Genomic DNA, 24,028 nt, shown 5'->3' on the forward strand with positions numbered 1-24,028 from the left:
CGCGTGGCCCGGATTCGAGAGCGCGCGCAAACTCACTATATTCAAAAGAGTAGCAGTAAAATTGCGGCTGTGAAGAGAAAACCACCAGATATTGTGGCTCCCTGCGCAACAGCCCCGCAATGCTCTTCGCTCTGTTTCCCGAACGGGGGCAAAGCCCCACGATTTCAGAGGATCTGTGACAAAAACGCGGCAGGCCCTGCCTCAGACCAGCGCCGCTTTAAGCGAATTGGGGCCACTTTCCAGCACGCGCACGCGGCGCAGATCGCCGGGCGCCAGCCCTTCGGCGGTCACATGCACGGCGTGCAGGTAGTCGGATTTGCCCACCATCTGCCCCGGCATCCGCCCCGGCTTTTCGAAGAGCACGCTGACCTCGCGGCCCACCATGGCGTCCTGCAGGGCGCGCTGCTGGCGGGTCAGCAGGGCCTGCAGCCGCTGCAGACGTTCGTCCTTTTCGGCCTCGGCCACCTGCGGGCGTTCCGCCGCAGGCGTGCCGGGACGCGGCGAATATTTGAAGGAATAGGCCGAGCCGTATCCCACCGCTTCCACCAGATCGAGCGTGGCCTGAAAATCCGCCTCGGTCTCTTCGGGGAAGCCCACGATGAAATCGCCCGACAGATGCAGGTCGGGACGCACGGCGCGCAGCCGCCCGATCAGCGCCAGATACTGCTCTGCGGTGTGCTGGCGGTTCATGCGTTTCAGGATGCGGTCGGATCCGGCCTGCACCGGCAGATGCAGATAGGGCATCAGCTTGGCGCAGTCGCCATGCGCGGCGATCAGATCCTCGTCCATGTCATTGGGATGCGAGGTGGTGAAGCGGATGCGTTCCAGCCCGTCCACCCGCGCCAGATCGCGGATCAGCCCGGCCAGACCCCGGTCGTGCCCGTCATAGGCGTTGACGTTCTGGCCCAGCAGGGTGATCTCGCGCACGCCGCGTTCGACCAGATCGCGGGCTTCGGTCATCACGCGATCGGCGGGGCGCGACACCTCTGCGCCACGGGTATAGGGCACCACGCAGAAGGCGCAGAACTTGTCGCAGCCCTCCTGCACGGTCAGAAAGGCGGTGGGGCCGCGTTTCGCCTTGGGCCGCGCCTTGAGATGGACGAACTTGTCCTCTTCGGGGAAATCGGTGTCGAGCGCCCGGCGCCCCTGCCCCGCCTGCGCCTCAAGCTCGGGCAGGCGGTGATAGCTCTGCGGGCCCACGACCAGATCCACCAGCGGCTGGCGGCGCATGATCTCGGCGCCTTCGGCCTGTGCCACGCAGCCCGCCACGCCGATCTTCAGATCCGGTTTGGCATCTTTCAGATCCCGGTAGCGGCCCAGTTCCGAATAGACCTTTTCCGCCGCCTTTTCCCGGATATGGCAGGTGTTGAGCAGGATCATGTCGGCGTCTTCCGCCGAGGAGGTCTCCACATAACCCTGTCCACCCAGCGCCTCGGCCATGCGTTCGCTGTCATAGACATTCATCTGACAGCCATAGGTCTTGATATAAAGCTTCTTCGGCTGGGTCATCGGAGGCCTCCGGTCGCGGCGGTTCAAGCGCTGCGGATACCGCATTCCGCCCCCTGCTTGCAATGCACCAGATTTTTGCACAGGGTCGGCAGGGGTCGGGTGACGGGGATGTGATGCGGTATAGCGGGCTGGAGGCGTTCCTGCGGCGGGACCGGGGCCGACTGGGCGGCGGCCCCGTGGCGCTGATCTTCTGCGAGGATCAGGCCGAGATCGACACCACCCTGCGCCATCACCTGCAGCTGGGATTCCGCCCGGTGCTGGCCTTCATGGCGCCGCATCTGGCACTGGCACCGGATCTGACGGCGCAGGTGCTGCGCATCGACTGGGATCCGGCGGCGGACCGCGCCGTGCCGCATGCCGTCGACCGCCTGAGCGAGGCGGCGCCGGGGCTGTGGATGTTCTACTGCTACAATGCGGAATTCCTGTTCTATCCGTTCAGCGAAACCCGCTCCGTGCCGGAGATGCTGGCCTTTCACACCGAAGAACGCCGCGCGGCCATGCTGACCTATGTGGTCGATCTTTACGCGGGCGATCTGGACCGCAGCCCGGACGCGGTGTCGCTGGATGACGCATGGATGGACCGGACCGGGTATTATGCGCTGGCGCGGCCCGATCCCGCCCGCCACAACCACCCCAAGGAGCGGCAGCTGGATTTCTTCGGCGGGCTGCGCTGGCGCTACGAGGAACATGTGCCGCCCGAGCGGCGCAAGATCGACCGGATCGCGCTGTTCCGGGCCGCACGCGGGCTGCGCCTGCGCAGCGATCACACCTTCAGCGACGAGGAATACAACACCTATGCCTGTCCGTGGCATCACAACCTGACGGCGGCGCTGATGTCCTTCCGCACCGCCAAGGCGCTGAAGCGCAACCCCGGATCCAGCGAGAGCATCCGCAGCTTCCGCTGGCATGGCTCCGTCCGGTTTGACTGGCAGTCGCGCCAGCTGCTGGATCTGGGGCTGATCGAGCCCGGACAGTGGTTCTGAGCTAGGCGGCGGTTCAGTCAAAATCCTCGGTCACGATGCGGTCGGCGGGCACGCCGCGTTCCCGCAGCAGATCCGACATGTCCTCCAGCATGGCATCGGGGCCGCAGACGTAACAGGTGTCGCGGTCGGGCTGCAGGTAATCCTTGAGCAGCGCCGAGTCGATGCGCGGATGATAAAGCGCGCTGTCCTTGTCCTGAGTCACGATGAACCGGGTGCGCAGGCCGGGCATGTCCTCGAAAAAGCCCTTGAGGAAGATGTCCTGCTCGGTCTCGTTGGAAAAGATCAGCGTGTTGCCCTCCAGCGTTCCGGCCCGCGCGAGCTTGTCGCGCAGCACGGCGATGAAAGGCGTGACCCCTGCCCCGCCGGCAAGGAACAGACCGTCGCCCTCGTCCTTGATGGCGCCCCACGGATCCTCGACCAGCACGGCATCGCCGGGCTGCATCCGCGCGATGCGGGCAGTCATGCCTTCATGGCCCTCCGCATCCTCCGGATAGGTCTTGATGACAAACTCCGCAGCCTCTTCGGAGGGCAGCGAGGTGAAGGTGAAGGGATGCCGCGTCTCGCGCCAGCCATCGCGGTCCAGCGCCATGTCCACCGCCTGACCGGGGGTGAAGGCCAGCCCCTCGGGGCGGTCAAAGACAAGATGAAAAACGGAATGGTTGAGCGGCGTGATGCGCTGCAGGGTCAATCTGCGGGTCATGAAGTCTCCTTGCTGTAGGGCGCAAACGCGCCGCACTCCGGCAAGGTTCCTCTTCTACCGCTGCTGCCGCCGGTCCGGGGCCGCGCCTATTTGCGGCGCAGCCGGATCACCACGTCGACAGAGGCAATCTCTGCCCCTTCGGGCAGATCGGGCAGCTTGGCGATCACAAGCTGGTCCGAAGGCGCATCGGTCAGATGCCCGTCTTCTTCCCAGTAGAAATGCGGATGGTCATGGGTGTTGGTGTCGAAATAGCTGCGGCTGCCATCCACCGTGACCTCCTGCATCAGCCCCGCATCGCAGAAGGCGCGCAGCGTGTTGTAGACCGTGGCAAGCGACACGCTTTCGCCCCGCTCCTGCACGGAAGCGAACAGGCTTTCCGCTGTCACATGGCGGTTACGGCCATCGCCGACAAGCAGGGCGGCAAGCGCCACACGCTGCCGCGTCGGGCGCAATCCTGCCTGGTTCAGCCAGTCGCTGCCTCTTTGAATGGCGTCAGAAGTCATCGCCTCATCCGGTCACGTCGCTGCATCAGATCCATATAAGGTCTGAGCCTGTGGAATTTCAAACGGAAATGCGCAAAAGCTGGTGCGCACCCCGCGCCGATGCGCAGGCTTGCATGGCGCGGCGGCGCGGTGCTAGAGGGGGTCGAAACTTGAAACCCTAGGACTAAGAGGGCCTGCCTGCATGGCCGACTATCCCACCAGCTTCGGCAAGGAAGACCTGCTGAAATGCGCGCGCGGCGAACTTTTCGGCGCGGGCAACGCTCAGCTTCCTGCGCCGCCCATGCTCATGATGGACCGCATCACCGACATCTCTGGCGATGGCGGGCTTCATGGCAAGGGGCATGTGGTGGCGGAATTCGACATCACGCCGGACCTGTGGTTTTTCGAGTGCCATTTTCCCGGCAACCCGATCATGCCCGGCTGTCTGGGGCTGGACGGGCTGTGGCAGCTGACCGGCTTCAATCTGGGCTGGCGCGGCTGGCAGGGGCGCGGCTATGCTCTGGGCGTGGGCGAGGTCAAGCTGACCGGCATGGTCCGCCCTGACCGCAAGCTGCTGACCTACAAGATCGATTTCACCAAGGCGCTCCAGACCCGGCGGCTGACCATGGGGGTTGCCGACGGCATCGTCGAGGCGGATGGGGAAGTGATCTACCAGGTCAAGGACATGAAGGTCGCTCTGTCCGAGAGCTGATCCAGGGAGGATCAACATGCGTCGCGTCGTCATCACCGGACTGGGAATCGTCTCGTCCATCGGAAATTCCGCAACCGAAGTGCTCGCCTCGCTGAAGGCGGGCAAATCCGGCATCACCGCCAACGAGCAGATGAAGGAACATGGCTTCCGCAGCCAGATCGCGGGGGCTCCCGCCATCGACGTGGCGGATCATGTGGACAAGCGCGTGCTGCGCTTCATGGGCCCCGGTGCGGCCTATGCGCATATCGCCATGACGCAGGCCATCGCGGATGCGGGGCTGGAAGAATCCGACATCGTCAATCCGCGCACCGGTCTGGTGGCAGGATCGGGCGGGCCGTCCACCTCGGCGCTGCTGACCGCGCATCAGACCGTGCTGAAGACCGGCGGCACCAAGCGCGTCGGCCCCTTCGCCGTGCCGAAGGCGATGTGTTCGACCATCTCCGCCAACCTGTCGACCGCCTTCCGCATCAAGGGCATCAACTATTCCATCACCTCCGCCTGCTCGACCTCGCTGCATTGCATCGGCAACGCGGCAGAGCAGATCATGATGGGCAAGCAGGACGTGATGTTCGCGGGCGGCGCAGAAGAACTGGACTGGACCCTGTCCTGCCTGTTCGACGCCATGGGTGCCATGTCCTCCAAGTATAATGACACCCCCGAAAAGGCGAGCCGGGCCTTCGATGCCGGGCGCGACGGCTTCGTGATCTCTGGCGGCGGCGGCATCGTCGTGCTGGAAGAGCTGGAGCATGCCCGCGCGCGCGGCGCCAAGATCTATGCCGAAGTGACGGGCTACGCCGCCACCTCGGATGGCCATGACATGGTGGCCCCTTCCGGCGAGGGCGGCGAGCGGGCCATGCGGCTGGCGCTGTCCACCCTGCCCGAGGGCCGCAGCGTTGGCTACATCAACGCGCATGGCACCTCGACCCCGGTCGGCGATGTCGGCGAGATCGAGGCGGTGCGCCGCGTCTTTGGCGAGGGCAGCACGCCCCCCGTCAGCTCCACCAAATCGATGACCGGCCACAGCCAGGGCGCCACCGGCGCGCAGGAGGCGATCTATTGCCTGCTGATGCTGCAGGACGATTTTATCGCGCCATCGATCAATGTGGAAACGCTCGACCCCGCGCTGAAGCCTGCAGAGATTGCGACCACCCGCGTGGACAATGCCGGGCTTGATACGGTGATGACCAATTCCTTCGGATTCGGCGGCACGAATGGCTCGATGCTGCTGAGCAGATTTAACGGCTGAGGCAGGTTTAACGAATGAGCGAGCTTCTGAAGGGCAAGCGCGGGCTTGTCATGGGCGTGGCGAATGAGCGCTCCATTGCATGGGGCATCGCCAAGGCGCTGCATGGCGCGGGGGCAGAGCTGGCCTTCACCTATCAGGGCGAGGCTTTCGGCAAGCGGCTGGAGCCGCTCGCCGCTTCGGTCGGGTCGGATTTCATGGTCGATGTCGACGTGACCGACGACGCCTCGTTGGATGCGGCCTTTGCCGCGCTGGCGGACCGCTGGCCCAGCATCGACTTTCTGGTGCACGCCATCGCCTTTTCCGACAAGTCGGAACTGACGGGGCGGATCCTCAACACCAGCCGCGACAACTTCAAGCATTCGCTCGATATTTCCTGCTATTCCTTCATCGATGTCGCGCGCCGCGCGCATCCGCTGATGGTGGAAAACGGCGGCACCCTGCTGACCCTGACCTATGAGGGCAGCCAGCGCGTCGTGCCCAATTACAACGTGATGGGCGTGGCCAAGGCGGCGCTGGAATCGGCCACACGCTATCTGGCCAATGACCTTGGCCCCGAAGGCATCCGGGTCAATGCCATCTCTCCCGGTCCGATGAAGACGCTGGCGGGGGCGGCCATCGGCGGCGCGCGCAAGACCTACAAGTTCACCGACCAGAACGCACCGCTGCGGTCCAACGCGACGCTGGAGGCGGTGGGCGGCACGGCGGTCTATCTGGTGTCCGATGCGGGCGCCTGCACCACCGGTGAAATCATCCATGTGGATGGCGGTTTTCACGTGCTGGGAATGCCGCAATACGAATACCTCTGACCCGCTCCGGAGTGCGGCAGCAGCGGGCGACATAACGTCGCCCGAAAGTCATGCGGTATTGTTTGCATTATTTGCCCAAGCGGCATTATGATTTCTGATATAGTCTGAATGCTCCTGCGGTTCTGCAGGTAACGAGTTTTATTTTTTCCCGAAGCACGCCCGGTAAGCGGTCTTCGCCATTTTTGGTGAGTAATCAGGTGACGAACCGCAAAAACACGTCTCCGCCCAAGCGTCCGCGTCCCGACCGACCGGATTCGGACCCCAAGGGCAGGCCTTCCCGCCGCCATGCACCCGGCTGGTGGATCGCGCCTTTCGCGCTGATTGGGCTCTTGCTGTGGTGGGGTCTCTGGAAGCTGGTCCAGTACCTCTTTTTCTGATCCGCCCGCGCCCTGCCGCCGCGCCGTGGGACAGGCTTCGCTCCGGTCATTCCGCAACCGTCAAGAAATCACCACATTAACACCGCAAACTATGTGCTTCTGAATCCACAACTCTGCGAGAAGAGTGCGGCGCTGCTTACAAACACGGCCAAGATGTGAGTAGGTGATGCTAAGGGGTCTTATTCCAGTAGAGCATGGCGAGGGGCGTGGTTTGCGGAAATCTGCGAAGCAATCAACTGGACGTGCACGTCCTGCGCGCAAGGGTCTTCCCCGCGCGCTGATGACCTGTCTGGTTCTGCTGGCAGGTGCGGCCTGTTCCACCTTTCCCAAGACATGGAGCGAGTTTGACGACACGCTCGACCGCGCCCCCTATGTGCAGCAGGATCTGTCGCAGGCCTGGGTCGGCTATCCGGGGGCGCAGCTTGTGCTGGAACGCCGCTACCGCAATGTCAGCGAACAGCGCATCCTGCTGCCCAACACCACCACCCTGCCCGGTGACAATTTTGTCTTCATGATGACGCAGGGCAGCAACCTGACCTCGCTGGGCCGGTTCCAGCCGCTGACCATCTGGCGCCGCAATGGCGAGCCGCCGCTGCCCTTCACCAGCTTCCGCGATCTGACCATCACCACCGAAGAAGACGTGCTCGGCACCCTGCACTGGGCGCGCTGGACCAATGGCACGGATCTGACCTGCGTGCTGGCCTTCCGCAGGCTGGATGCCTCCTCCCGCGTGGTGCCCCCCGGCACCGGAGGGCTGGACGTGATGATGCGCAACTGTCTGCGCGGCAGCGTCGAAGAGGCGCTGCGACCGCTGGCCATGGCCAGCGCGGGCTTTGCCGGGGAACGTGGCGCATTGGATGGACGGCCTCAGATGCTGTCCCCGCTTGCGGCGCCCATCCCGTGAGCCGGACCGCGCGCAAAGCCCGGCCGGGGGCCATGCTGCTGATGCTGGTCTGGCTGGCCCTGCTGGTGCCGGTGCTGTTTCTGGCCGCGACCCCCACCGCAACCATCGTGCAGGGCCTGCTGGCGCTGACCGTGCTGGCGATCCTCTTCGCCCTGAAGCCGTTTGTGCAGAAAAGCCTGCGCGTGCGCTTTTTCGTCCTGGCGGCGGCCAGCACCTTGGTGCTGCGTTACTGGTTCTGGCGTCTGACCGAAACCCTGCCCTCGCCCGACGATCCGGTGTCCTTCATCGCGGCGCTGGTGCTGTTCGGGGCGGAATCCTTTACCGTGGTGCTGTTCTTCCTGACGGCCCTCATCACCGCCGATCCGACCACGCCGCCGCTGCCCAAGCGCATGCGCCGCAGCGAGGCGCCCACCGTCGACGTGCTGGTGCCAAGCTATAACGAGCCGCCCGAACTGCTGGCGGTCACGCTGGCTGCGGCCATGCAGATGGTCTATCCCGAGGGCCGCAAGACCGTGGTGCTGTGCGACGATGGCGGCACCGACCAGAAATGCGCCTCCCCCGATCCCAAGGCCGCCAAGGAAGCGCAGGAGCGGCGCGCGCAGCTGCAGGCCATGTGCGAACAGATGGGCGTGGTCTACACCACCCGCGCGCGCAACGAACACGCCAAGGCGGGCAATCTCAACTCCGCGCTGCACAAGCTGCGCGGCGAGCTGGTGCTGATCCTTGACGCCGACCACGTGCCGAGCCGAGAGTTTCTGGCCCGCACCGCCGGGTATTTTGTCGAAAACCCCAAGCTGTTTCTGGTCCAGACCCCGCATTTCTTCACCAACCGTGATCCGATCGAGCGCAATATCGGCCTGCCCGAGACCTGCCCCTCGGAAAACGAGATGTTCTATACCGAAATCCATCGCGGGCTGGACCGGCTGGGCGGCGCGTTCTTCTGCGGCTCCGCCGCGCTGATCCGGCGCAAGGCGCTGGACGATGTGGGCGGCATTTCGGGCCGGACCATCACCGAAGACGCGGAAACCGCGCTCGACATCCATTCGCGCGGCTGGGAAAGCCTGTATCTGGACCACGCGATGATCGCGGGGCTGCAGCCGGAAACCTTCGCCTCCTTCATCACGCAGCGCGGCCGCTGGGCCACCGGCATGATGCAGATGCTGATCCTGAAGAACCCGCTGTTCCGTCCCGGCCTGACCATGCTGCAGCGCGTGTGCTACCTGAACTCCATGAGCTACTGGCTGTTTCCGCTGGTGCGCATGATCTTCCTGCTCAGCCCGCTCTTCTACCTGTTCTTCGGCCTCGAGGTCTTCGTGGTGACCTATGACGAGGTGCTGGCCTATATCCTGCCGCATCTTCTGGTGGGCTTCCTGATCCAGAACGCGCTGTTTTCAAAGGTGCGCTGGCCGCTGATCTCTGAAGTCTACGAGATTGCCCAGACCCCCTATCTGCTGAAGGCGGTGTTCAACACCGTGCTGCGCCCCAACGCCGCCACCTTCAAGGTGACGGCCAAGGACGAGACGCTGGACAAGGATTTTATCTCTCCGGTGTTCCAGCCGCTGCTGATGCTGAACCTGCTGCTGTTCGCGGGGCTGGTGGCGGCGGCGATGCGCTGGTCGCTGTTTCCCGGCGACCGCACCGTGGTGCTGATCGTGGGCGGCTGGAACCTTTACAACTTCCTGCTGGCGGCGCTGTCGCTGCGGTCGGTCTTTGAACGGCAGCGGCGGCTGCAGAAACCCCGCACGGTGATCCGCGCCCCCGCGCGGGTCTGGCTGGCCGGTCAGCCCGAAGAGACGGCGGCCCCGGCCCTCGTGCGGTCGGTCTCTGGCAAGGGGCTGCGGCTGGAACTGCAGCTCGGCCCCGACACCGATCCGGCCCTGCTGGAGATCAAACCCGATGCCGAGATCATGGTGCATCTGGAAATCCCCAAGGCGCGCGCGCTGGAGCAGACGCTGCAGGGCAAGGTCACCCAGTCCGACCGCGGGCGGATGGGGGCGGAACGCCATGGGCTGGCCGTCACGTTTGACGAAAGCCAGATGATCGCGGCCAGCGCCATGACCGCATGGCTGGTCTATGGCGACAGCAAGAAATGGCATGCCGCGCGCAAGGCCGTACCGCAGCGGCGCGGGCTGGTGCCCGGCATCCTGTTCGTGCTGCGCAAGGCCATCGTGTCCCTGCCGGTGACGGTGATCGGGCTGCTGCGGGCGCCGTCTTCGGCGCGGGCGGCCAAGACCGATGACCGCCGCAGTTCGGTCGAACAGCAGGCCATCGACCAGTTTCTGGCCGATGATCCGCGCGACGATGACGGCAGCGGCTATTTCGACAGCGACGAAGCGGAGGTGCGGGCATGATCCATCGAACCCTCCGGCATCTGGGCGCGCTGGCGCTGCTGCTGGCGGCGCTGCCCGGTCAGGCGCAGCAGATCCGGCTCGACCCGCTGCCCGATGCGGGCCCCGCCGAGGTGGAAGAGGCGCGCCCCGTCGTGCCGCAGCAGCCCGCAGGCCCCCGCCTGCATGTGCAGGGCGCCAGCCCCGAGTCGCGCCCCGCCACCACAGCCGACGTGCTGCTGCCGCTGCGCGCGCTGGAACCGCAGCCGGGGCGCGTCACCAGCTACCGCATGGAAGGCGACGCGCCGCAGGCGGGCTTCGTGCTGTTCCTGCCGCAGGATTTTGACGGGGCGACGCTGCAGATCGCGACGCAAAGCTCCATCAACGTGCTGCCCGACCGCTCGCAGATCCGGGTTTTTGTCAATGGCAGGGCCATCGGCACCGCCACGCTGGAAAATTTCGACAGCGTGCGCGCCGTGTCGCTGCCGGTGCCGCCGGGTCTGCTGAAGGCCGGGCGCAATCTGGTCCGGATCGAGGCGCGGCAGACGCATCGCGTGTTCTGCGGCGCCGACGCGTCGTTCAGCCTGTGGACCGACATCGCGCTGGACCAGAGCGGCGTGCGTCTGGGATCGCAGAGCTTTGACACCAATCCGCTGGGCTTTCTGGCCGCCGTGGCCGCACAGGCCGCCCGGGGTCAGGCGCTGCGCGTGCATGGCACCGGATCCGCCGACCGCGCCGCCACCGTCGCCCCGGTGATCGCGCAGGTGGAAGTGGCCTTTGGCGGCACCCCGCCCCGCGTCAGCTTCGAGGATTACTATTCGGTCGGCACCACCCCGCCCGCGCTGGCGCGGGTGGCCGAACTGCCGCCCGGCACCAGCCCGCCTGACGGCTACGAATTCCGCAGCGGCGGCGATGGCGCCATCGTGATGGCGGTGGATCCCACCGCCTATGAGCGGCTCGCCGAGGTGCTGGCAGAGGCGGTGCCGCAGAATGGCACGGAACAGGGCCTGCCCGATCTGCCGCCGGGACGCTACGTCACCTTCGGCGAGCTTGGCTTTGACGGGCTGCAGGGCCATGGCCGCTACATCCGCGAAGGCGCGGAATTCCGGCTGCCCTGGGACTGGCTGCTTTTGGCCTCGCAGCGGGCGGAACTGGCGCTGAACTACCGCTTCGACACCGGCCTGCCCGAAGGCGCGCTGCTGCTGGTCAAGGTGAACGGCACCACGGTGCAGCTGCTGCCGCTGGACGATCCCGAAACCGCAGGCCAGACCCTGCCGATGCTGCCGATCCGCTTCCGCGCCTCGCTGCTGCAGCCCGGCGTCAACCGCGTGGATTTCGAGGCGCTGGTGCCCGGCGATCCGCCCGATCAGGCCTGCGAACCCCGCGCCAATCCGGTGTTCGAGGTGCTGGGCAGCACGCAGATCTTTGTGCCCGACTCGCCGCTGATGTCGCGGCCCGGCCTTGGGCGCACGCTGGCGCATCTGCGTCAGGAAGGCCTGTCGATCAGTGAAAGTGCCAAGCAGACGCTGCCTGCCGGGCTGCTGCTGCAGCTGGCGGCGGTGTTCCGCGGCCATCAGGGCACCGAACGCGCCCCCTCCGGGCTGGACCCGCAGCTGACGCTGGCGACCCCCGCCGATCTGGGCCTGATCGAAGGACCGCTTGCCGACCGCTACAGCGCCGATCTCCTGCACGCGCTGACCCGGGTTTCCGCCCCCGCCGTGGCCACGGCCCCCGTCGCCGCGTGGGACCGGGTGAACGAGGGCAACTGGCTGTCGGCGCTGCTGCGGCTTGACCGCATCGCGGCGCTGCCCGACCGCCTGCGCGAGGGCGTCACCTCGATGTGGCGCGGCGACGAACCCGACCTGCCGGAATGGCTGGCCGACCGCAGCGCGCAGGCGCTGCTGTTCCAGCCCGACATGTCCCGCCCCGACCGCGTCTGGCTGGTGGTGGGCCCCCGCGCCATGCCCGAAACCATCGTGGAAAGCCTTGCCGCCACCCATCGCCACATCGACGGCCCCATGGGGCAGGTGTCGGTGCTGACCGGCGAAGGGATCTGGGACAGCTGGGTTTCTCCGGACCAGCCGCTGCAGCTGCACGAGCCTCTGACGCTGGCCAATGCCCGCGCCGTGGCCGGAAACTATGCCACCACACGGCCGCAGGACTATGTGCTGGTCCTCATCACCATCACCCTGTGTTCAGCCTTTGTGGCCATGCTGATCGCAATCCTCATGCGACGGAGACGACCATGATACGGCGCAACCTGCTGGCCGGTCTTTGCGGACTGGCCGGAGCTTCGGTGTTTGGCGCGGGCGCCCTGCGCGCCCAGACGGCGGATGACATCAGCAATCTTGGCGACGTCTGGCGCGCATGGAAGGCGGCGCATCTGGCCTCCACCGGGCGGGTGATCGACCGGCTCCAGCAGAATTCCAGCCATTCCGAAGGTCAGGGCTATGGGCTGCTGCTGGCGGCGGTCATGGGCGATGCCCGCAGTTTCGAGCAGATGGAAACATGGACCCGCGTCAATCTGGCGATCCGCGCCGACACGCTGATGGCGTGGCGCTGGCTGCCCGACACGCCGGAGCGGGTGCCCGATCTCAACAATGCCAGCGACGGCGACCTGTTCCGGGCATGGGCGCTGATGAAGGCTGCCGATGCCTTTGGCGTGGCGGAATACCGCGACCGTGCCGCCGCCATCGTGGCCGATCTGGTGGCCTCCTGCATCGTCGCCCGGCCCGACCGCATCGGCATGATGCTGATGCTGCCCGCCGCGCAGGGCTTCCAGACCGATGAGGGCTTCATCTACAACCCGTCCTACGCGATGCCGCTGGCGATGATGGATCTGGCCAATGCCTTTGACGCGCCCGAACTGGCCTCTGCCGCCGATGGCGCGGTGCAGCTCATGCGCGATCTGGCCTCGGGCGGCGTGGTGCCCGACTGGGTGCTGCTGACCCCCTCCGGCCCCCGCGCCGCCGAGGGGTTTTCCTTTGACGCGGGCTATGAGGCCGTGCGCGCGCCGCTCTATCTGGTCTGGTCCGACATGGCCTCGCATCCGGCGGTGGCACGCTATGCGCAGGCGCAGGCCAATCTGCCGCCCGGGCTCGCCGCCACCGTGATCTCCCGCCAGAGCGGCGGCGTGCTCGCCACGGATGGCGCGGCGGGTTACAATGCCGTTGCCGCCTTGACCGCCTGCGCGGCCTCTGACCAGATCGGGTCGCGCATTCCGCCTTTTGCGCCGACCGACCCTTACTATCCCGCCACGCTGCATCTGTTCGCCCTTCTGGCACAGATGCACGCCGAACCGAGATGTCTGCCGCTATGACCCTGCTCCGCCTGTTCCGCCCCGCCCTTCTTGTGCTTGCGCTGCTGCCCGCCGGGGCCATGGCGCAGGATCCCGATGAACGCGACCTTCAGGCGCTGCGTTTCTACATCAACGAGAACAACGAACAGGCGATCCGGTCAGAACTGCGCCGCCTTCAGGTGCAGTTTCCGGAATGGTCCCCGCCGGACGATCTGTCCAACCTCAACCGCGACGTGCCCCCCGGGCTGGTCGACGGCATCTACCAGCTGATCGCCCGCGAGGATTTTGCCGGGGCCCGCGACCGGATCGAGGATGCGACACGCACCTATCCCAACTGGACGCCCTCCGCCGATCTGCTGCAGACCCTGTCCCTGGCCGAGGCGCAGCGCGAATTCACCGCTGCGGTCGATGCAGGCAATTCTCAGGCGGCGATCCGCATCGCCCGCGCCACCCCTGCGCTGCTGGTCTGCGAACGGGTGAACAACGCATGGCTTCTGGCCGAACAGTATCAGGCGGTGGGCCAGACCGACACCGCGCGCGGCATCTATCGCGGCGTGGCTGACAGCTGCACCACGCCGGACGTGCTGGTGGCGACGCTGGAAAAATCCGCCTCCGTGTCCAATGCCGCGCAGCTGCAGGAGATGGCCGCGCTGATGCGCAACACCGCCCCCGGCGTCGCCGCACAGATCAACGCCGTGGAAACCCGGCTGCTGGCCGGGCTTGGCGCCACCCCCGCACCCGGTGCCGCGCCCGCCGAGGCTCCCGTTGCCGCAGGCGTTCCTGTCACCGATGCCACCCGGCCCGAAGCGCGGCCCGCCACGCTGGGCCAGCCGCGCCCCGCTCCGGCACAGGCCCCGGCGTCGCGCACCATGGCAGCCCCTGCGCCCGCAGGCGCTGCACGCGCGGCACCTTCCGGCGGCGGGGCGGGTTATAACGCGGTGCTGGCCGCCGCGCAGGCCGGGGACTGGCGCCGCTGCCTGTCGCTGGCCACCGGGGCCAAGCAGCCCGAGATCGTGTCGCAGCGCGGCTGGTGCAACTTCAACATCGACCGCCCCATGCAGGCGCTGAAGGATTTTCGCGCCGCCGCCAGTTCCACCCGCGATGGCAACCTGCAGCGCGATTCCCTTTATGGCATGGCGCTGACCATGCTGCGCATGAACATGGTGGATCAGGCCGCCTCGGTTGCGGCGCAGACCCATTTTACCCCCGAACAGCGGCTGGAGATCGAGACAGAGATTCTCGACAAGCGCGGTGTCGCCGCCTACGAGCGGGGCGATTACCGCCGCGCCATCGCCTATTTCGACGAGGTGGAACGGCTGACCGGGCGGATGCGCCGCGATCTGGCCATGCTCAAGGGCTATGCCTATCTGAATTCCGGCCAGCGCGACCGGGCCCGCGCCCTGTTCCAGATGCTGCATGACCAGATGGCGACCGCGGAATCCCGCCGGGCGCTGGCGGCGGCGATCCAGTAACGCGGGACATCCCCATGACGCGGCCCATGTTCAGCGCAACCACAAAGACAGGGGCACAGGGCGGATGACATCGGACAAGGCGCCGCTGCGGGTGGCGGTGATCGGGATGGGCCCGCGCGGGCTTGGCGCGCTGGAAGCCTTGGCACGCCTGATGCCGCAGACCGCACGCCCCGTCACGGTGGAGGTGTTCGACACCGGCGCGCATCCCGGCGCGGGGCCGAATTTCGATCCCGAGGACAGCCCGCTCTGCCTGCTGAACACGCCGCTGCGCGCGCTGGATCTGGGCGCACCGCCCGGGGGCCCCGACCGGCTGGCAGGGTTTGCGGAGTGGAGCGGCAGCACCGATCCCGACAGTTTCCCGGCGCGCAGCCTGCTGGGCGGCTATCTGGCCGCGCGCTTTGATGCGCTGGTCTCCTCCCCGCCGGAGGGGCTGCGCCTTGCCCGGCGCAGCGCACAGATCACGGCGCTCGATCCTGTGCCCGAAGGCTGGCGGCTGCGCGGGCCCGAGGGCGGCTTTGGCCCCTATGACGAGGTGCTGCTGACGCCGGGCCAGCCCGCGACAGACCCCGATCCGCAGCTTGCGCGCTGGCAGGAGCATGCGGAGCGGACCGGCGCCGACCTGCAGCCCGCCTATCCCGCCCGCGCCCTGCTTGCCGCCGCCGAAGGCTGGGCCGGGCAGACCGTGGCGATCCGCGGACTGGGGCTGTCCACCTTCGACGTGCTGCGCCTGCTGACGCTGGGGCTGGGCGGCAGCTTTACCGCAGGCGGCTATGTCGCCTCGGGGCGCGAACCCGCGCGGATCCTGCCCTTTTCGCTGAACGGTCATCCGCCCGCGCCGAAGCCGCAGACCGCCGCGCTGGATGCCGCCTTTGACCCGACCGGGGCGGAAAGCGCTGCCTTTGACGCGGCACTGGCCGATGCGCTGGATCAGGCGCCCCGCGCGGCGCTGGAACGGCTCGCCACGGCCCTGCTGCCCCCGGCCCGCCGCATCCTGCGCGCCATGGCCAGCCCGGACCAGCCCGAGCCATGGCTGGAGACGGAACAGCACGACCCCGGCGCGCAGGACAGCGGCACGCCGCTGGAGGTGCTGCGCCACGGCATCGCCATGGCAACGGGCACAGCCCCACCCTCGGCGGGTTATGTCATCGGCCAGATCTGGCGCAAATGGCAGAACGCGCTGCGCCAAGGCTTCAACCCCGCGCGCTGCGATGCCGTCACCGCCGCCGCGATCCTCGGCTTTGACGAGGGGCTGAAACGCTTTTCCTACGGCCCGCCGCTGCGCTCCGCGCAGGAACTGCTGGCGCTGGTCGAAGCCGGGCGTGTCGATCTTTGCGCGGCGGAAGATCCGTCGATCACCCTGACCGAGCGCGGCTGGAGCCTGAGCACCGCGCAGGGGGCTGTTCCCGTCCGCGCCATGGTGGATGGCGTGCTGCCCGCGCCGCGGCTTGATGCCGTGACCGATCCGCTGGTGGCGGGGCTGTGGCAGGCGGGGCAGCTGCGCACGCTCTCCGAGGATCTGGGCGCCGAGACCGCGCCTGACGGGCAGCTGGCCGGCGCTCCGCCGGGGCTGTGCCTGCTGGGGCGCATGGCGCTTGGCAGCGTGATCGCGGTGGATTCGCTGCATGACTGTTTCGGCGCCGCGACAGATCGCTGGGCCGAAGGGCTCTGCGCCCGCCACCGCTGAACCGGCGCAGCCGTTGCAGCCCGCGCGGTGGCGCCTATATCAGCAACGGGAACCGGCCCGGCAACCAAGGAGAGCGAGCCATGGGGTATTTCAAGACGGCCCTGCTGATGGCGGCGATGACCGCGCTGTTCATGGGCATCGGCTATCTGCTGGGCGGGGGCGGCGGCGCGCTGATCGCGCTGGCGGTGGCCGCCGCGATGAACGTCTTCACGTGGTGGAATTCCGACCGCATGGTGCTGCGGATGCACAACGCCCGCCCGGTGGGCGCGCGCGACAGTTTCGGGCTGAACACGATGGTGGCGGATCTGGCGAAAAACGCAGGCCTGCCCATGCCCGCCGTCTATATCATCGACACGCCGCAGCCCAATGCCTTTGCCACCGGGCGCAACCCGGCCAATGCCGCCGTGGCGGTGACAACTGGCCTGATGCAGAGCCTCACGCGCGAAGAACTGGCGGGCGTGGTGGCGCATGAACTGGCGCATATCCGCAACCATGACACCGCGATCATGACGGTGACCGCCACCTTTGCCGGGGCGATTTCCATGCTCGCCAACTTTGCGCTGTTCTTTGGCGGCAGCCGCGAACGGCTGGGGCTGGTGGGCACGCTGGCGATGATGTTCCTTGCCCCCGTCGCGGCGGCGCTGGTGCAGATGGCGATCTCGCGCACGCGGGAATATGCCGCCGACAAGGCCGGGGCCGAGATCTGCGGCCAGCCGCTGTGGCTCGCCTCGGCGCTGGCGCGGATCCAGCAGGGCGCCGCGCGCATCGACAATGACGCCGCCGAACGCCATCCCGGCACCGCGCATATGTTCATCATCAACCCGCTGCACGCGCATAAGCGCGACAGCATGTTCGCCACCCACCCCGCCACCGAAAACCGCATCGCCGCGCTGCGCGCCATGGCGGGCGAGGCCGCAGAGCAGCCCGCTCCGCGCGAGGTGCGCAGCGCGCCCTCGGGCCTGCCCCGGGTGCCGCGCGGCGGCTCGCAGCGCAAGGGACCGTGGACCTGACACAGTTTTCCGGCGGACAGGGCTGGACCATGGCGCAGGCTTCGCCATAGTCCGGCCCGACCGGCCATCCCGGCCCAACCCGGAGGAACATCGTGACAGACCCCCATCCCTTCACCGAAGCGCTGCTGACCGCCTACCAGACCCGCACCCGCGTTTCCCCCGAAACCGGCCTGCCCCAGACCCGGGACGAGGCGCTGGCCGTGCAGGCCGCCGTCAGCGCCGCCCGTGGCGCCGTGGCCGGGTTCAAGGTGGCGGGACAGGGCGACGCGCCGCCCATCCTTGCCCCCATCGCCGCCTGCGACGTGGTGCAGGAGGGCGGCAGCCGTCCCTTGGGCGACCGTTTCGCGGTGGAAATGGAAATCGGCTTCCGGCTGGACAAGCCCCTGCCGCAGGACGGCTTCCCCGCCAACCCGCAGGAGTATTTCACCCCGCATCTGGTGCTGGAACTGGTCGACCAGCGGATCGACGGCGCGGTGGCCGAACAGCCCCTGCCCCGGCTCGCCGATGCGCAGCTGAACGCCGGTCTGGTGGTCGGCCCGGCGCTGGCGGACTGGGACGGGCGCGATTTCACCACGCTCACCGCCCGGCTGCAGGCCAATGGCACGGCGCTGCTGGACGGTGAGGCCACCGTTCCCGGCGGCTCGGCGCTGGCGCATCTGGAACTGCTCTGCGCCTCTGTGGGCGATCACTGCGGCGGGCTGGTGCCCGGCCAGATCGTCATCACCGGCTCGCTCTGCGGCTGCCCGTGGTTCGACACCCCCACCGACATCGAGGGCCATGTGGACGGGTTCGGCAGCATCCGCGTGCGTCTGGCCTGAAACGGGCCTGACCCGCGACCCTAACCCGCCGCGATGACGCGGCCCAAGGCAGGGGCAAGCCCGACAGAGGGCTTGCCCACCGGCTTGCAGGCACGCGCGCCAAAGCCCACCCGCAGCGAGGCCAGCGCCAGCGCCTGTGCCGTGGCGGCACATATCGGATCCAGCACCAGCGCGGGCACCTCTCCGGCGATCTCGGGCGCCAGACCTGCCAGCGGCGCGCCGCCAAGGATCACCACATCCGCGCCATCCTCGACCACCGCGCGCCGCGCCAGCGCCACCAGATCGGCGCGCAGCAGGTCGCGGGCGCGGCCCACATCGGGCTGATGCGTCTCGGGCGTGCGCACCCCGGTAAAGCGGGACGAAAGCCCGGTGGCAGCCACACAGTCGGCATACCAGCGGCGCATGACCGGCGAGAAGGTCACGATGGAAAACCGCTCTCCCATCATCGCGGCGGAAAGCACGGCGGCCTCGGCCATGCCCACCACCGGCAGGTCGAACAGGTCGCGCGCCCCGGCAAGCCCGGGATCGCCAAAGGCGCCGATGATCACCGCATCCATCCCCTGCTGGTGGTCCGCGATCATTTCCAGCGTGATGGCCCCGGCGATCTGGGCCTCGGCGCGGGAGGCGATATAGGGAAAGCCGCGCGGCGCGGTCAGCGGCACGATCTCGGCCCGGTCCCCCGCCACCTTGCGGGCCAGCGCCGCCATGCTGTCGGTCATGGCGGTGGTCATGTTGGGATTGACGAGAAGCAGGCGCATGGCGGGCACTTTCACAGGCGGGTCAGCAGAGGGGCAAGACGGTCGGCAGCGGCCAGCAGCGCCGCATCACGGCCCCGCGCCGCCCAAAGCTGCATCCCCAAGGGCAGCCCGTCGGTCGTGGTGCCGCAGGGCAGCGACAGCGCGGGACAGCCCGCGTGATTGGCCTGCGAGGTAAAGGCGGCGTGGTCGCGCGGCCCGCAGGGCAGCCCGGCAATGGTGGCAGGGGCAAGCTGGCCCACCGGCCATGCGGCGCAAGGGGTGGTGGGGGTCAGCCAGAGCGGGTGGCGGTCCAGAAAGGCGCCAAGGATTTCCGCCATCCGCGCGCTGGCCTGCCGCGCCTGCGTCACCTGCTGCGGGCTCAGCGACAGGCCAAGGGTGATCTGCGCGCCCAGATCGGGGTCGAACCGGCCGGGATCGCGCTGCCATTCGGCGCCAAAAAGCCGCGCCAGCCCCGCAAACTGCAGCGGCATCACGGCGGCGCCGTCAAGCCCCTGCCAGTCGGGCGCGGCCTCGGTCAGCTCATAGCCCGCGCGCTGCAAGGCCGCGAGGCTGCGATCATAGGCGCGCGCCATGTCCGGATCCAGCCGCTGGCCCAGCCCGAAATCCCGGCTGACGGCGAGTGCGGTGACCTGCGGCGCCACGTCGGGCACCCCCGCCAGCACCGCCATGGCCAGCCGCACATCCGCCACGTCCCGCGCGATGGGGGCGATCACCGAAATGCCCGCCACCGGCTCGTCAAAGCCCGGGCCGTAGGGGACCAGATCCTGCGACGGCTTCAGCCCCACCAGCCCGGTATGCGCGGGCGGACGGCGCGAGGATCCGCCCGCATCGGTGCCAAGGGCCAAAGACGCCATGCCCGCCGCCACCGCTGCCACGCAGCCCCCCGACGAGCCGCCGGGGGTGCGCGACAGATCCCACGGGTTGCGGGTGATGCCGTAAAGCGGCGTATGCGTGGCGCCCTTGCAGGCAAATTCCGAACAGGTTCCGATGCCAAGGATCAGCGCCCCTGCCTGCCGCAGCAGGGCCACGGCGCGCGCGTCTTCGGGGGCCACAAATTCCGCGAAGAGATGCGAGCCTTGGGTGATGCGCAGGCCCTTGACCCAGATATTGTCCTTGATGACCACAGGCACGCCCGCCAGCGGCAGCGCATCCCCCCGCGCCAGCCGCACCGCGACCTCTGCCGCCTCGGCCTGCAGATGCGGGTTGGTCAGGGTCAGGGCGTTCAGCGCCGGGTTACGGTCGGCCACGCGGGCCAGCGCCGCCTCCGCCACCTGCGCCGGGGTGACACGCCCCGCCCGCACCTCGGCGGCCAGCGCGCGGGCGCTCAGATCCATCACGCTCATGCCTTGGTCCCCCTCATTTCGGCCCAGCGGGCCGCGATCTCGCGCCGGGGCGCGATCCAGACGCCGGGGCGCGCGGCGATATGGGCCAGCACCGTCTCCAGCCCGGCGATGCGGCCGGGCCGCCCGATGATCCGCAGATGCAGCCCCACCGACAGCATCCGCGCGGCGGTGGCCCCTTCGGCCCAGAGCCGGTCGAAGGCCCCGATGACATAGTCGGAAAAATCCCGCGCCTGCACGAACCCGCCGCCGGGCGAAAAGCGCATGTCGTTGGTATCGAACGCATAGGGCAGGATGACGTGATCCCCCTCCATGCGCGGGATGTCATCGTCATAGGCATCGCTGTCATAGCGGAAGCCGCCATGCGCCTTCAGCAGCGCGCGGGTGTTGACCGACGCGGCAGAGCGGGTGTGCCAGCCCACGGGGGCCACGCCGCAGGCCCGGGTCAGCGCGGCATGGGTGCGGGCGATCACCTCGGCCTCGGTCTGCGGGTCCATATGGGCGTGACGTTCCCACCGCCAGCCGTGACAGGACACTTCATGCCCGCGCGCCACGATGTCCTGCAGCAGCCACGGCGCGCGTTCGGCCACCCGCCCGCAGGTGGAAAAGGTCGCGCGGGCGCCGCTGGCTTCCAGCGCGCGGACGATGCGGGCATAACCCTGCCGGGGGCCATAGGCGAAATGGCTTTCCATGCAGGGATCGGGCACATGCTCCACCTCCTCGCGGATTTCGTAGGTGGCTTCGTTGCGCGCGTCGCCATCGCCGATGGACAGCTCCGCCCCCTCTTCGACATTGACCACGAAGGACACGGCAAGCCGGGCGCCATCGGGCCAGCAGGGCGCGGGTTCGGCCCCGGACCAGCCCCGAAAATCGCGTCGGTCGCTCATCGGCTTACCCCTGGATCATGCGGTTGAGGCCCACGGTGCGCGCGCCGAAGACCAGCACGATGACCGCCAGCAGGATCAGCCCCGAAGACATGGCCGCCAGCGACGGATCCGGCTGTTCCTCAAGATATTGCAGCATCTTGATCGGCAGCGTCTTGTTGCGCGCATCGGTCAGGAAGATCGAGATCGGGTAATTGTCCATCGAGGCGAGAAAGGCGAACAGCCCCGAGGTCAGGTAGGCCGGGGCCAGATTGGGCACCAGCACCTGCAGGATGGCGCGCGGATAGCTCAGCCCCAGCGTGCGCGCCGCGTCGATCAGCGAGAAATCGAAGGCCGCCATAGAGGCCAGCAGCGTGCGCATCACAAAAGGCAGCGTGATGACGATATGGCCCAGCAGCAGCGACAGATAGGCGTCGCGCAGCCCGATCTCGCGGAAGAACTGCAGCAGCGCCACGCCCACCACCAGCCCCGGCATCATCAGCGGCGAGACGGCGAAGGTGGCGATGGCCTCGCGCCCCCGGAAATTGCCCCGCGTCACGGCGATGCAGGCCAGCGTGCCCAGCACCAGCGAGATGGCGGTGGACAGGGTCGCAAGGTTCAGCGACAGCACCACCGCATCCCAGAGCCCGGACCGGCGGTCCAGCGAGGCATACCAGCGCAGCGACCATTCCGGCGGCGGCAGCGTATAGACCGGCGAGGAGGTGAAGGAGGCCAGCACCGTGATGACGATGGGCAGCATCAGGAAGATGACGCAGCCGATGCCGATGATCCAGCTGAGGCTGCGGAAGATGCGGTCGGTCTGGGTCATTGGCGGGCTCCCAGCCTGCGGGCCAGCACGCTGGAGGACACGACCACAAGGATGGCGATGGCCAGCAGCACGGCGGAGATGGTGGAGCCCAAGGGCTCGTTGCGCAGATACAGGAACGACCGGGCGATCAGCATGGACAGCGTCTGCTGGCGTTCCCCCACGATCAGCGAGGGGATGACATACATCGAGATCGCCATGGAAAAGGTGAAGGCCGATCCCGCCACCACGCCCGGCAGGGTCAGCGGCAGCGTGACATGGAAAAACCGGAACCACGGCGAGGCGCCAAGCGAGGCCGCGGCCTCGGGCAGGCGGGAATCCATCTGGCGCACCACGGCATAGATCGGCAGCACCATGAAGGGCAGGAACACGTTGGCCGCCCCGACCACCAGCGCGGTTTCGGTAAACAGCATCCGCATCGGTTCGGTGATGATCCCCAGCCCCTGCAGCGCGGTGTTCAGAAAGCCGTTGGCGCGGAACAGGATGGACCATGCAAAGGCCTTGACCACCACGCCCAGCGACATGGGCAGCACCATGGCCACAAGGAACACGGTCAGCCACGGCCCGCGCGCGCGCGCCATGGCGAAAGCGGTGGGATAGGCGATCAGCAGCGCCAGCAGCGTGGTCAGCGCGGCAACGCGCAGCGTCCGCGCCAGCACCCCCATGTTGTAGTCATCGGCAAAAAACGCGCCATATTCGGCCAGCGACAGCCCGTCCGGGGTGCGCACGGATTTGGCCAGCAGCAGAAGCAGCGGCAGGGCATAGACCACCGCCAGATAGGCCAGCCCCGGCACTGCCAGCAGTGCTATGCGGTCGACGCGGGACGTCATGGATCCACCCCATAGACCAGCGTGTCCGCCACCGCCCAGCCAAGGCTGACCGTTTCGCCGCGCGCCAGCCCGGTGCGGATGCCGGGCAGTTCGCACAGGATGCGGTCCCCTTCGGGGGCGCGGCCATGCAGCATGGTCTTGGACCCCAGCACCATCACATCCTCCAGCGTGACCGACAGGGTATTTTCCCCCTGCCCCAGCGCCACAAGCTCTGGCCGCACCGCCAGCAGCGCGGCGCTGCCCGGGGCCAGATCGCCCGGCGCCCGCACCGGGCCAAGCGCTGTCTCAAGGCTCAGCAGATCGCCGTCGCGCGCGGTGACGCGGGCGGCAAGCCGGGTGGACAGGCCGACAAAATCCATCACGAAGGGCGAGGCAGGCCGGGCATAAAGCGTGGAGGGATCGGCGAACTGTTCGATGCGGCCCGCGTTCATCACCGCGATGCGGTCGGAAACCCCCATCGCCTCTTCCTGATCGTGGGTGACGAAGATGGCGGTGATGCCCCGGTCGCGCAGCAGCGATTTCAGCTCCACCTGCATGGTTTCGCGCAGCTTGCGGTCCAGCGCGGAAAACGGCTCGTCCAGCAGCAGCAGATCGGGGCCCACCACCAGCGCGCGGGCGACGGCCACCCGCTGCTGCTGCCCGCCCGACAGCGCCGCGATTGGGCGGTCGGCAAAATCGCTCATCCGCACCAGCCGCAACGCCTCGGCCACGGGGGCAGCGGTGGCGGATTTGGCGGTGCCGCGCGCCCGCAGGCCAAAGGCCACGTTTTCGGCCACGGTCAGATGCGGGAACAGCGCGTAACTCTGGAACACCACAGAGATGTTGCGCCGGTGCGCGGGCTGGCGCGTGATGTCGCGCCCGCCCAGCACCACCGATCCGTCATCGGCCTCCATCAGACCGGCGATGATGCGCAGCAGCGTGGTCTTGCCGCAGCCCGAGGGACCAAGGAGCGACACAAGCTCCCCCCGGTCCACCCGGAAGTTCATGCCGGACATGACCCGGGTGCCCTTGAAGGATTTCGCCACGCCCCAGACGTCAAGATAGTGGCGGTCGGCGGGAGAGATGGGGGTCATGTCCGTCATA

21 protein-coding genes are annotated in these 24,028 nt (G+C 67.8%); 12 read left to right on the forward strand and 9 right to left on the reverse strand.

All coding sequences use genetic code 11. The features are described 5' to 3' along the window. Positions 1-201 precede the first annotated feature (201 nt). Positions 202-1,509, reverse strand: coding sequence for a tRNA (N6-isopentenyl adenosine(37)-C2)-methylthiotransferase MiaB (gene miaB / locus VK682_RS07765; RefSeq protein WP_230797384.1), 1,308 nt, complete (start codon positions 1,507-1,509; stop codon positions 202-204). A gap of 113 nt (positions 1,510-1,622) precedes the next feature. Here miaB and VK682_RS07770 point away from each other — a divergent pair, with 113 nt between their 5' ends. Continuing rightward, positions 1,623-2,492 carry a hypothetical protein gene (locus VK682_RS07770; protein WP_230797385.1) on the forward strand — a complete coding sequence of 290 codons (870 nt, stop codon included), beginning with the start codon at positions 1,623-1,625 and terminating at the stop codon, positions 2,490-2,492. 13 nt (positions 2,493-2,505) lie between these two features. Here the strand turns inward: VK682_RS07770 and VK682_RS07775 are convergent, their stop codons facing one another. Further along, the gene (locus VK682_RS07775; RefSeq protein ID WP_230797386.1) at positions 2,506-3,192 is read right to left on the reverse strand and encodes an FAD-binding oxidoreductase; all 687 of its coding nucleotides are present in this window, start codon (positions 3,190-3,192) and stop codon (positions 2,506-2,508) included. 86 nt (positions 3,193-3,278) lie between these two features. Beyond that, complete coding sequence (irrA, locus tag VK682_RS07780; protein ID WP_089845920.1) at positions 3,279-3,695, reverse strand: iron response transcriptional regulator IrrA; 417 nt, start codon at positions 3,693-3,695, stop codon at positions 3,279-3,281. A 181-nt stretch (positions 3,696-3,876) separates the two neighbouring features. Between irrA and fabA the strand changes: the two genes are divergently transcribed. The 11 genes from fabA to VK682_RS07835 all read left to right on the forward strand — a co-directional run bounded on the left by fabA (position 3,877) and on the right by VK682_RS07835 (position 18,328). Beyond that, positions 3,877-4,386 (forward strand): bifunctional 3-hydroxydecanoyl-ACP dehydratase/trans-2-decenoyl-ACP isomerase, encoded by a 510-nt coding sequence (fabA, locus tag VK682_RS07785; RefSeq protein WP_230797387.1) that lies wholly within the window; start codon positions 3,877-3,879, stop codon positions 4,384-4,386. 16 nt (positions 4,387-4,402) lie between these two features. Further along, positions 4,403-5,632, forward strand: a complete 1,230-nt coding sequence (gene fabB, locus VK682_RS07790; RefSeq protein ID WP_089845925.1) for a beta-ketoacyl-ACP synthase I — start codon at positions 4,403-4,405, stop codon at positions 5,630-5,632. A 14-nt stretch (positions 5,633-5,646) separates the two neighbouring features. Beyond that, positions 5,647-6,438, forward strand: a complete 792-nt coding sequence (locus VK682_RS07795; protein WP_089845927.1) for an enoyl-ACP reductase FabI — start codon at positions 5,647-5,649, stop codon at positions 6,436-6,438. Between the two features lie 657 nt (positions 6,439-7,095). Continuing rightward, entirely contained in the window at positions 7,096-7,719 is a 624-nt protein-coding gene (locus tag VK682_RS07800; protein ID WP_324781628.1) for a hypothetical protein, read from the forward strand. A gap of 32 nt (positions 7,720-7,751) precedes the next feature. Next, complete coding sequence (bcsA, locus tag VK682_RS07805; protein ID WP_417750625.1) at positions 7,752-10,070, forward strand: UDP-forming cellulose synthase catalytic subunit; 2,319 nt, start codon at positions 7,752-7,754, stop codon at positions 10,068-10,070. Next, complete coding sequence (locus VK682_RS07810; RefSeq protein ID WP_230797391.1) at positions 10,067-12,295, forward strand: cellulose biosynthesis cyclic di-GMP-binding regulatory protein BcsB; 2,229 nt, start codon at positions 10,067-10,069, stop codon at positions 12,293-12,295. Before bcsA ends, VK682_RS07810 begins: the two co-directional genes overlap by 4 nt. Then, complete coding sequence (locus VK682_RS07815; protein WP_230797392.1) at positions 12,292-13,365, forward strand: family 8 glycosyl hydrolase; 1,074 nt, start codon at positions 12,292-12,294, stop codon at positions 13,363-13,365. Before VK682_RS07810 ends, VK682_RS07815 begins: the two co-directional genes overlap by 4 nt. Next, a complete protein-coding gene (locus tag VK682_RS07820) occupies positions 13,362-14,816 on the forward strand; it encodes an outer membrane protein assembly factor BamD (protein ID WP_230797393.1) in 1,455 nt (484 codons plus the stop codon). The genes VK682_RS07815 and VK682_RS07820 overlap by 4 nt, the downstream gene beginning before the upstream one ends. 64 nt (positions 14,817-14,880) lie before the next feature. After that, the gene (locus VK682_RS07825; protein WP_230797394.1) at positions 14,881-16,500 is read left to right on the forward strand and encodes an FAD/NAD(P)-binding protein; all 1,620 of its coding nucleotides are present in this window, start codon (positions 14,881-14,883) and stop codon (positions 16,498-16,500) included. A gap of 80 nt (positions 16,501-16,580) precedes the next feature. Further along, complete coding sequence (gene htpX / locus VK682_RS07830; protein ID WP_230797395.1) at positions 16,581-17,510, forward strand: zinc metalloprotease HtpX; 930 nt, start codon at positions 16,581-16,583, stop codon at positions 17,508-17,510. A 92-nt stretch (positions 17,511-17,602) separates the two neighbouring features. Next, positions 17,603-18,328 carry a hydratase gene (locus VK682_RS07835; protein ID WP_230797396.1) on the forward strand — a complete coding sequence of 242 codons (726 nt, stop codon included), beginning with the start codon at positions 17,603-17,605 and terminating at the stop codon, positions 18,326-18,328. Between the two features lie 20 nt (positions 18,329-18,348). Here the strand turns inward: VK682_RS07835 and VK682_RS07840 are convergent, their stop codons facing one another. The 6 genes from VK682_RS07840 to VK682_RS07865 are packed head-to-tail and all read right to left on the reverse strand — an operon-like array spanning position 18,349 to position 24,018. Beyond that, on the reverse strand, positions 18,349-19,086 hold the full coding sequence (locus VK682_RS07840) for an aspartate/glutamate racemase family protein (RefSeq protein WP_230797397.1): 738 nt from the start codon (positions 19,084-19,086) through the stop codon (positions 18,349-18,351). Between the two features lie 11 nt (positions 19,087-19,097). Next, the gene (locus VK682_RS07845) at positions 19,098-20,429 is read right to left on the reverse strand and encodes an amidase (protein WP_324781630.1); all 1,332 of its coding nucleotides are present in this window, start codon (positions 20,427-20,429) and stop codon (positions 19,098-19,100) included. Then, entirely contained in the window at positions 20,426-21,313 is an 888-nt protein-coding gene (locus tag VK682_RS07850; protein WP_230797399.1) for a polysaccharide deacetylase family protein, read from the reverse strand. Before VK682_RS07850 ends, VK682_RS07845 begins: the two co-directional genes overlap by 4 nt. Before the next feature lie 4 nt (positions 21,314-21,317). Beyond that, positions 21,318-22,118: an ABC transporter permease gene (locus VK682_RS07855; protein ID WP_089845947.1), complete on the reverse strand. Its 801-nt coding sequence runs from the start codon at positions 22,116-22,118 to the stop codon at positions 21,318-21,320. Continuing rightward, complete coding sequence (locus VK682_RS07860) at positions 22,115-22,945, reverse strand: ABC transporter permease (RefSeq protein ID WP_324781631.1); 831 nt, start codon at positions 22,943-22,945, stop codon at positions 22,115-22,117. Before VK682_RS07860 ends, VK682_RS07855 begins: the two co-directional genes overlap by 4 nt. Beyond that, the gene (locus VK682_RS07865) at positions 22,942-24,018 is read right to left on the reverse strand and encodes an ABC transporter ATP-binding protein (protein ID WP_089845950.1); all 1,077 of its coding nucleotides are present in this window, start codon (positions 24,016-24,018) and stop codon (positions 22,942-22,944) included. The genes VK682_RS07860 and VK682_RS07865 overlap by 4 nt, the downstream gene beginning before the upstream one ends. Positions 24,019-24,028 lie beyond the last annotated feature (10 nt).

The organism is Salipiger marinus (genome assembly GCF_035481585.1).
Lineage (GTDB): Bacteria > Pseudomonadota > Alphaproteobacteria > Rhodobacterales > Rhodobacteraceae > Salipiger > Salipiger marinus.

What these genes read in the sequence shown, in the direction of transcription:
- miaB (WP_230797384.1), bottom strand. Translation starts at nt 1,509, where the DNA reads ATGACCCAGCCGAAGAAGCTTTATATCAAGACCTATGGCTGTCAGATG.
- VK682_RS07770 (WP_230797385.1), top strand. Translation starts at nt 1,623, where the DNA reads ATGCGGTATAGCGGGCTGGAGGCGTTCCTGCGGCGGGACCGGGGCCGA.
- VK682_RS07775 (WP_230797386.1), bottom strand. Translation starts at nt 3,192, where the DNA reads ATGACCCGCAGATTGACCCTGCAGCGCATCACGCCGCTCAACCATTCC.
- irrA (WP_089845920.1), bottom strand. Translation starts at nt 3,695, where the DNA reads ATGACTTCTGACGCCATTCAAAGAGGCAGCGACTGGCTGAACCAGGCA.
- fabA (WP_230797387.1), top strand. Translation starts at nt 3,877, where the DNA reads ATGGCCGACTATCCCACCAGCTTCGGCAAGGAAGACCTGCTGAAATGC.
- fabB (WP_089845925.1), top strand. Translation starts at nt 4,403, where the DNA reads ATGCGTCGCGTCGTCATCACCGGACTGGGAATCGTCTCGTCCATCGGA.
- VK682_RS07795 (WP_089845927.1), top strand. Translation starts at nt 5,647, where the DNA reads ATGAGCGAGCTTCTGAAGGGCAAGCGCGGGCTTGTCATGGGCGTGGCG.
- VK682_RS07800 (WP_324781628.1), top strand. Translation starts at nt 7,096, where the DNA reads ATGACCTGTCTGGTTCTGCTGGCAGGTGCGGCCTGTTCCACCTTTCCC.
- bcsA (WP_417750625.1), top strand. Translation starts at nt 7,752, where the DNA reads ATGCTGCTGATGCTGGTCTGGCTGGCCCTGCTGGTGCCGGTGCTGTTT.
- VK682_RS07810 (WP_230797391.1), top strand. Translation starts at nt 10,067, where the DNA reads ATGATCCATCGAACCCTCCGGCATCTGGGCGCGCTGGCGCTGCTGCTG.
- VK682_RS07815 (WP_230797392.1), top strand. Translation starts at nt 12,292, where the DNA reads ATGATACGGCGCAACCTGCTGGCCGGTCTTTGCGGACTGGCCGGAGCT.
- VK682_RS07820 (WP_230797393.1), top strand. Translation starts at nt 13,362, where the DNA reads ATGACCCTGCTCCGCCTGTTCCGCCCCGCCCTTCTTGTGCTTGCGCTG.
- VK682_RS07825 (WP_230797394.1), top strand. Translation starts at nt 14,881, where the DNA reads ATGACATCGGACAAGGCGCCGCTGCGGGTGGCGGTGATCGGGATGGGC.
- htpX (WP_230797395.1), top strand. Translation starts at nt 16,581, where the DNA reads ATGGGGTATTTCAAGACGGCCCTGCTGATGGCGGCGATGACCGCGCTG.
- VK682_RS07840 (WP_230797397.1), bottom strand. Translation starts at nt 19,086, where the DNA reads ATGCGCCTGCTTCTCGTCAATCCCAACATGACCACCGCCATGACCGAC.
- VK682_RS07845 (WP_324781630.1), bottom strand. Translation starts at nt 20,429, where the DNA reads ATGAGCGTGATGGATCTGAGCGCCCGCGCGCTGGCCGCCGAGGTGCGG.
- VK682_RS07850 (WP_230797399.1), bottom strand. Translation starts at nt 21,313, where the DNA reads ATGAGCGACCGACGCGATTTTCGGGGCTGGTCCGGGGCCGAACCCGCG.
- VK682_RS07855 (WP_089845947.1), bottom strand. Translation starts at nt 22,118, where the DNA reads ATGACCCAGACCGACCGCATCTTCCGCAGCCTCAGCTGGATCATCGGC.
- VK682_RS07860 (WP_324781631.1), bottom strand. Translation starts at nt 22,945, where the DNA reads ATGACGTCCCGCGTCGACCGCATAGCACTGCTGGCAGTGCCGGGGCTG.
- VK682_RS07865 (WP_089845950.1), bottom strand. Translation starts at nt 24,018, where the DNA reads ATGACCCCCATCTCTCCCGCCGACCGCCACTATCTTGACGTCTGGGGC.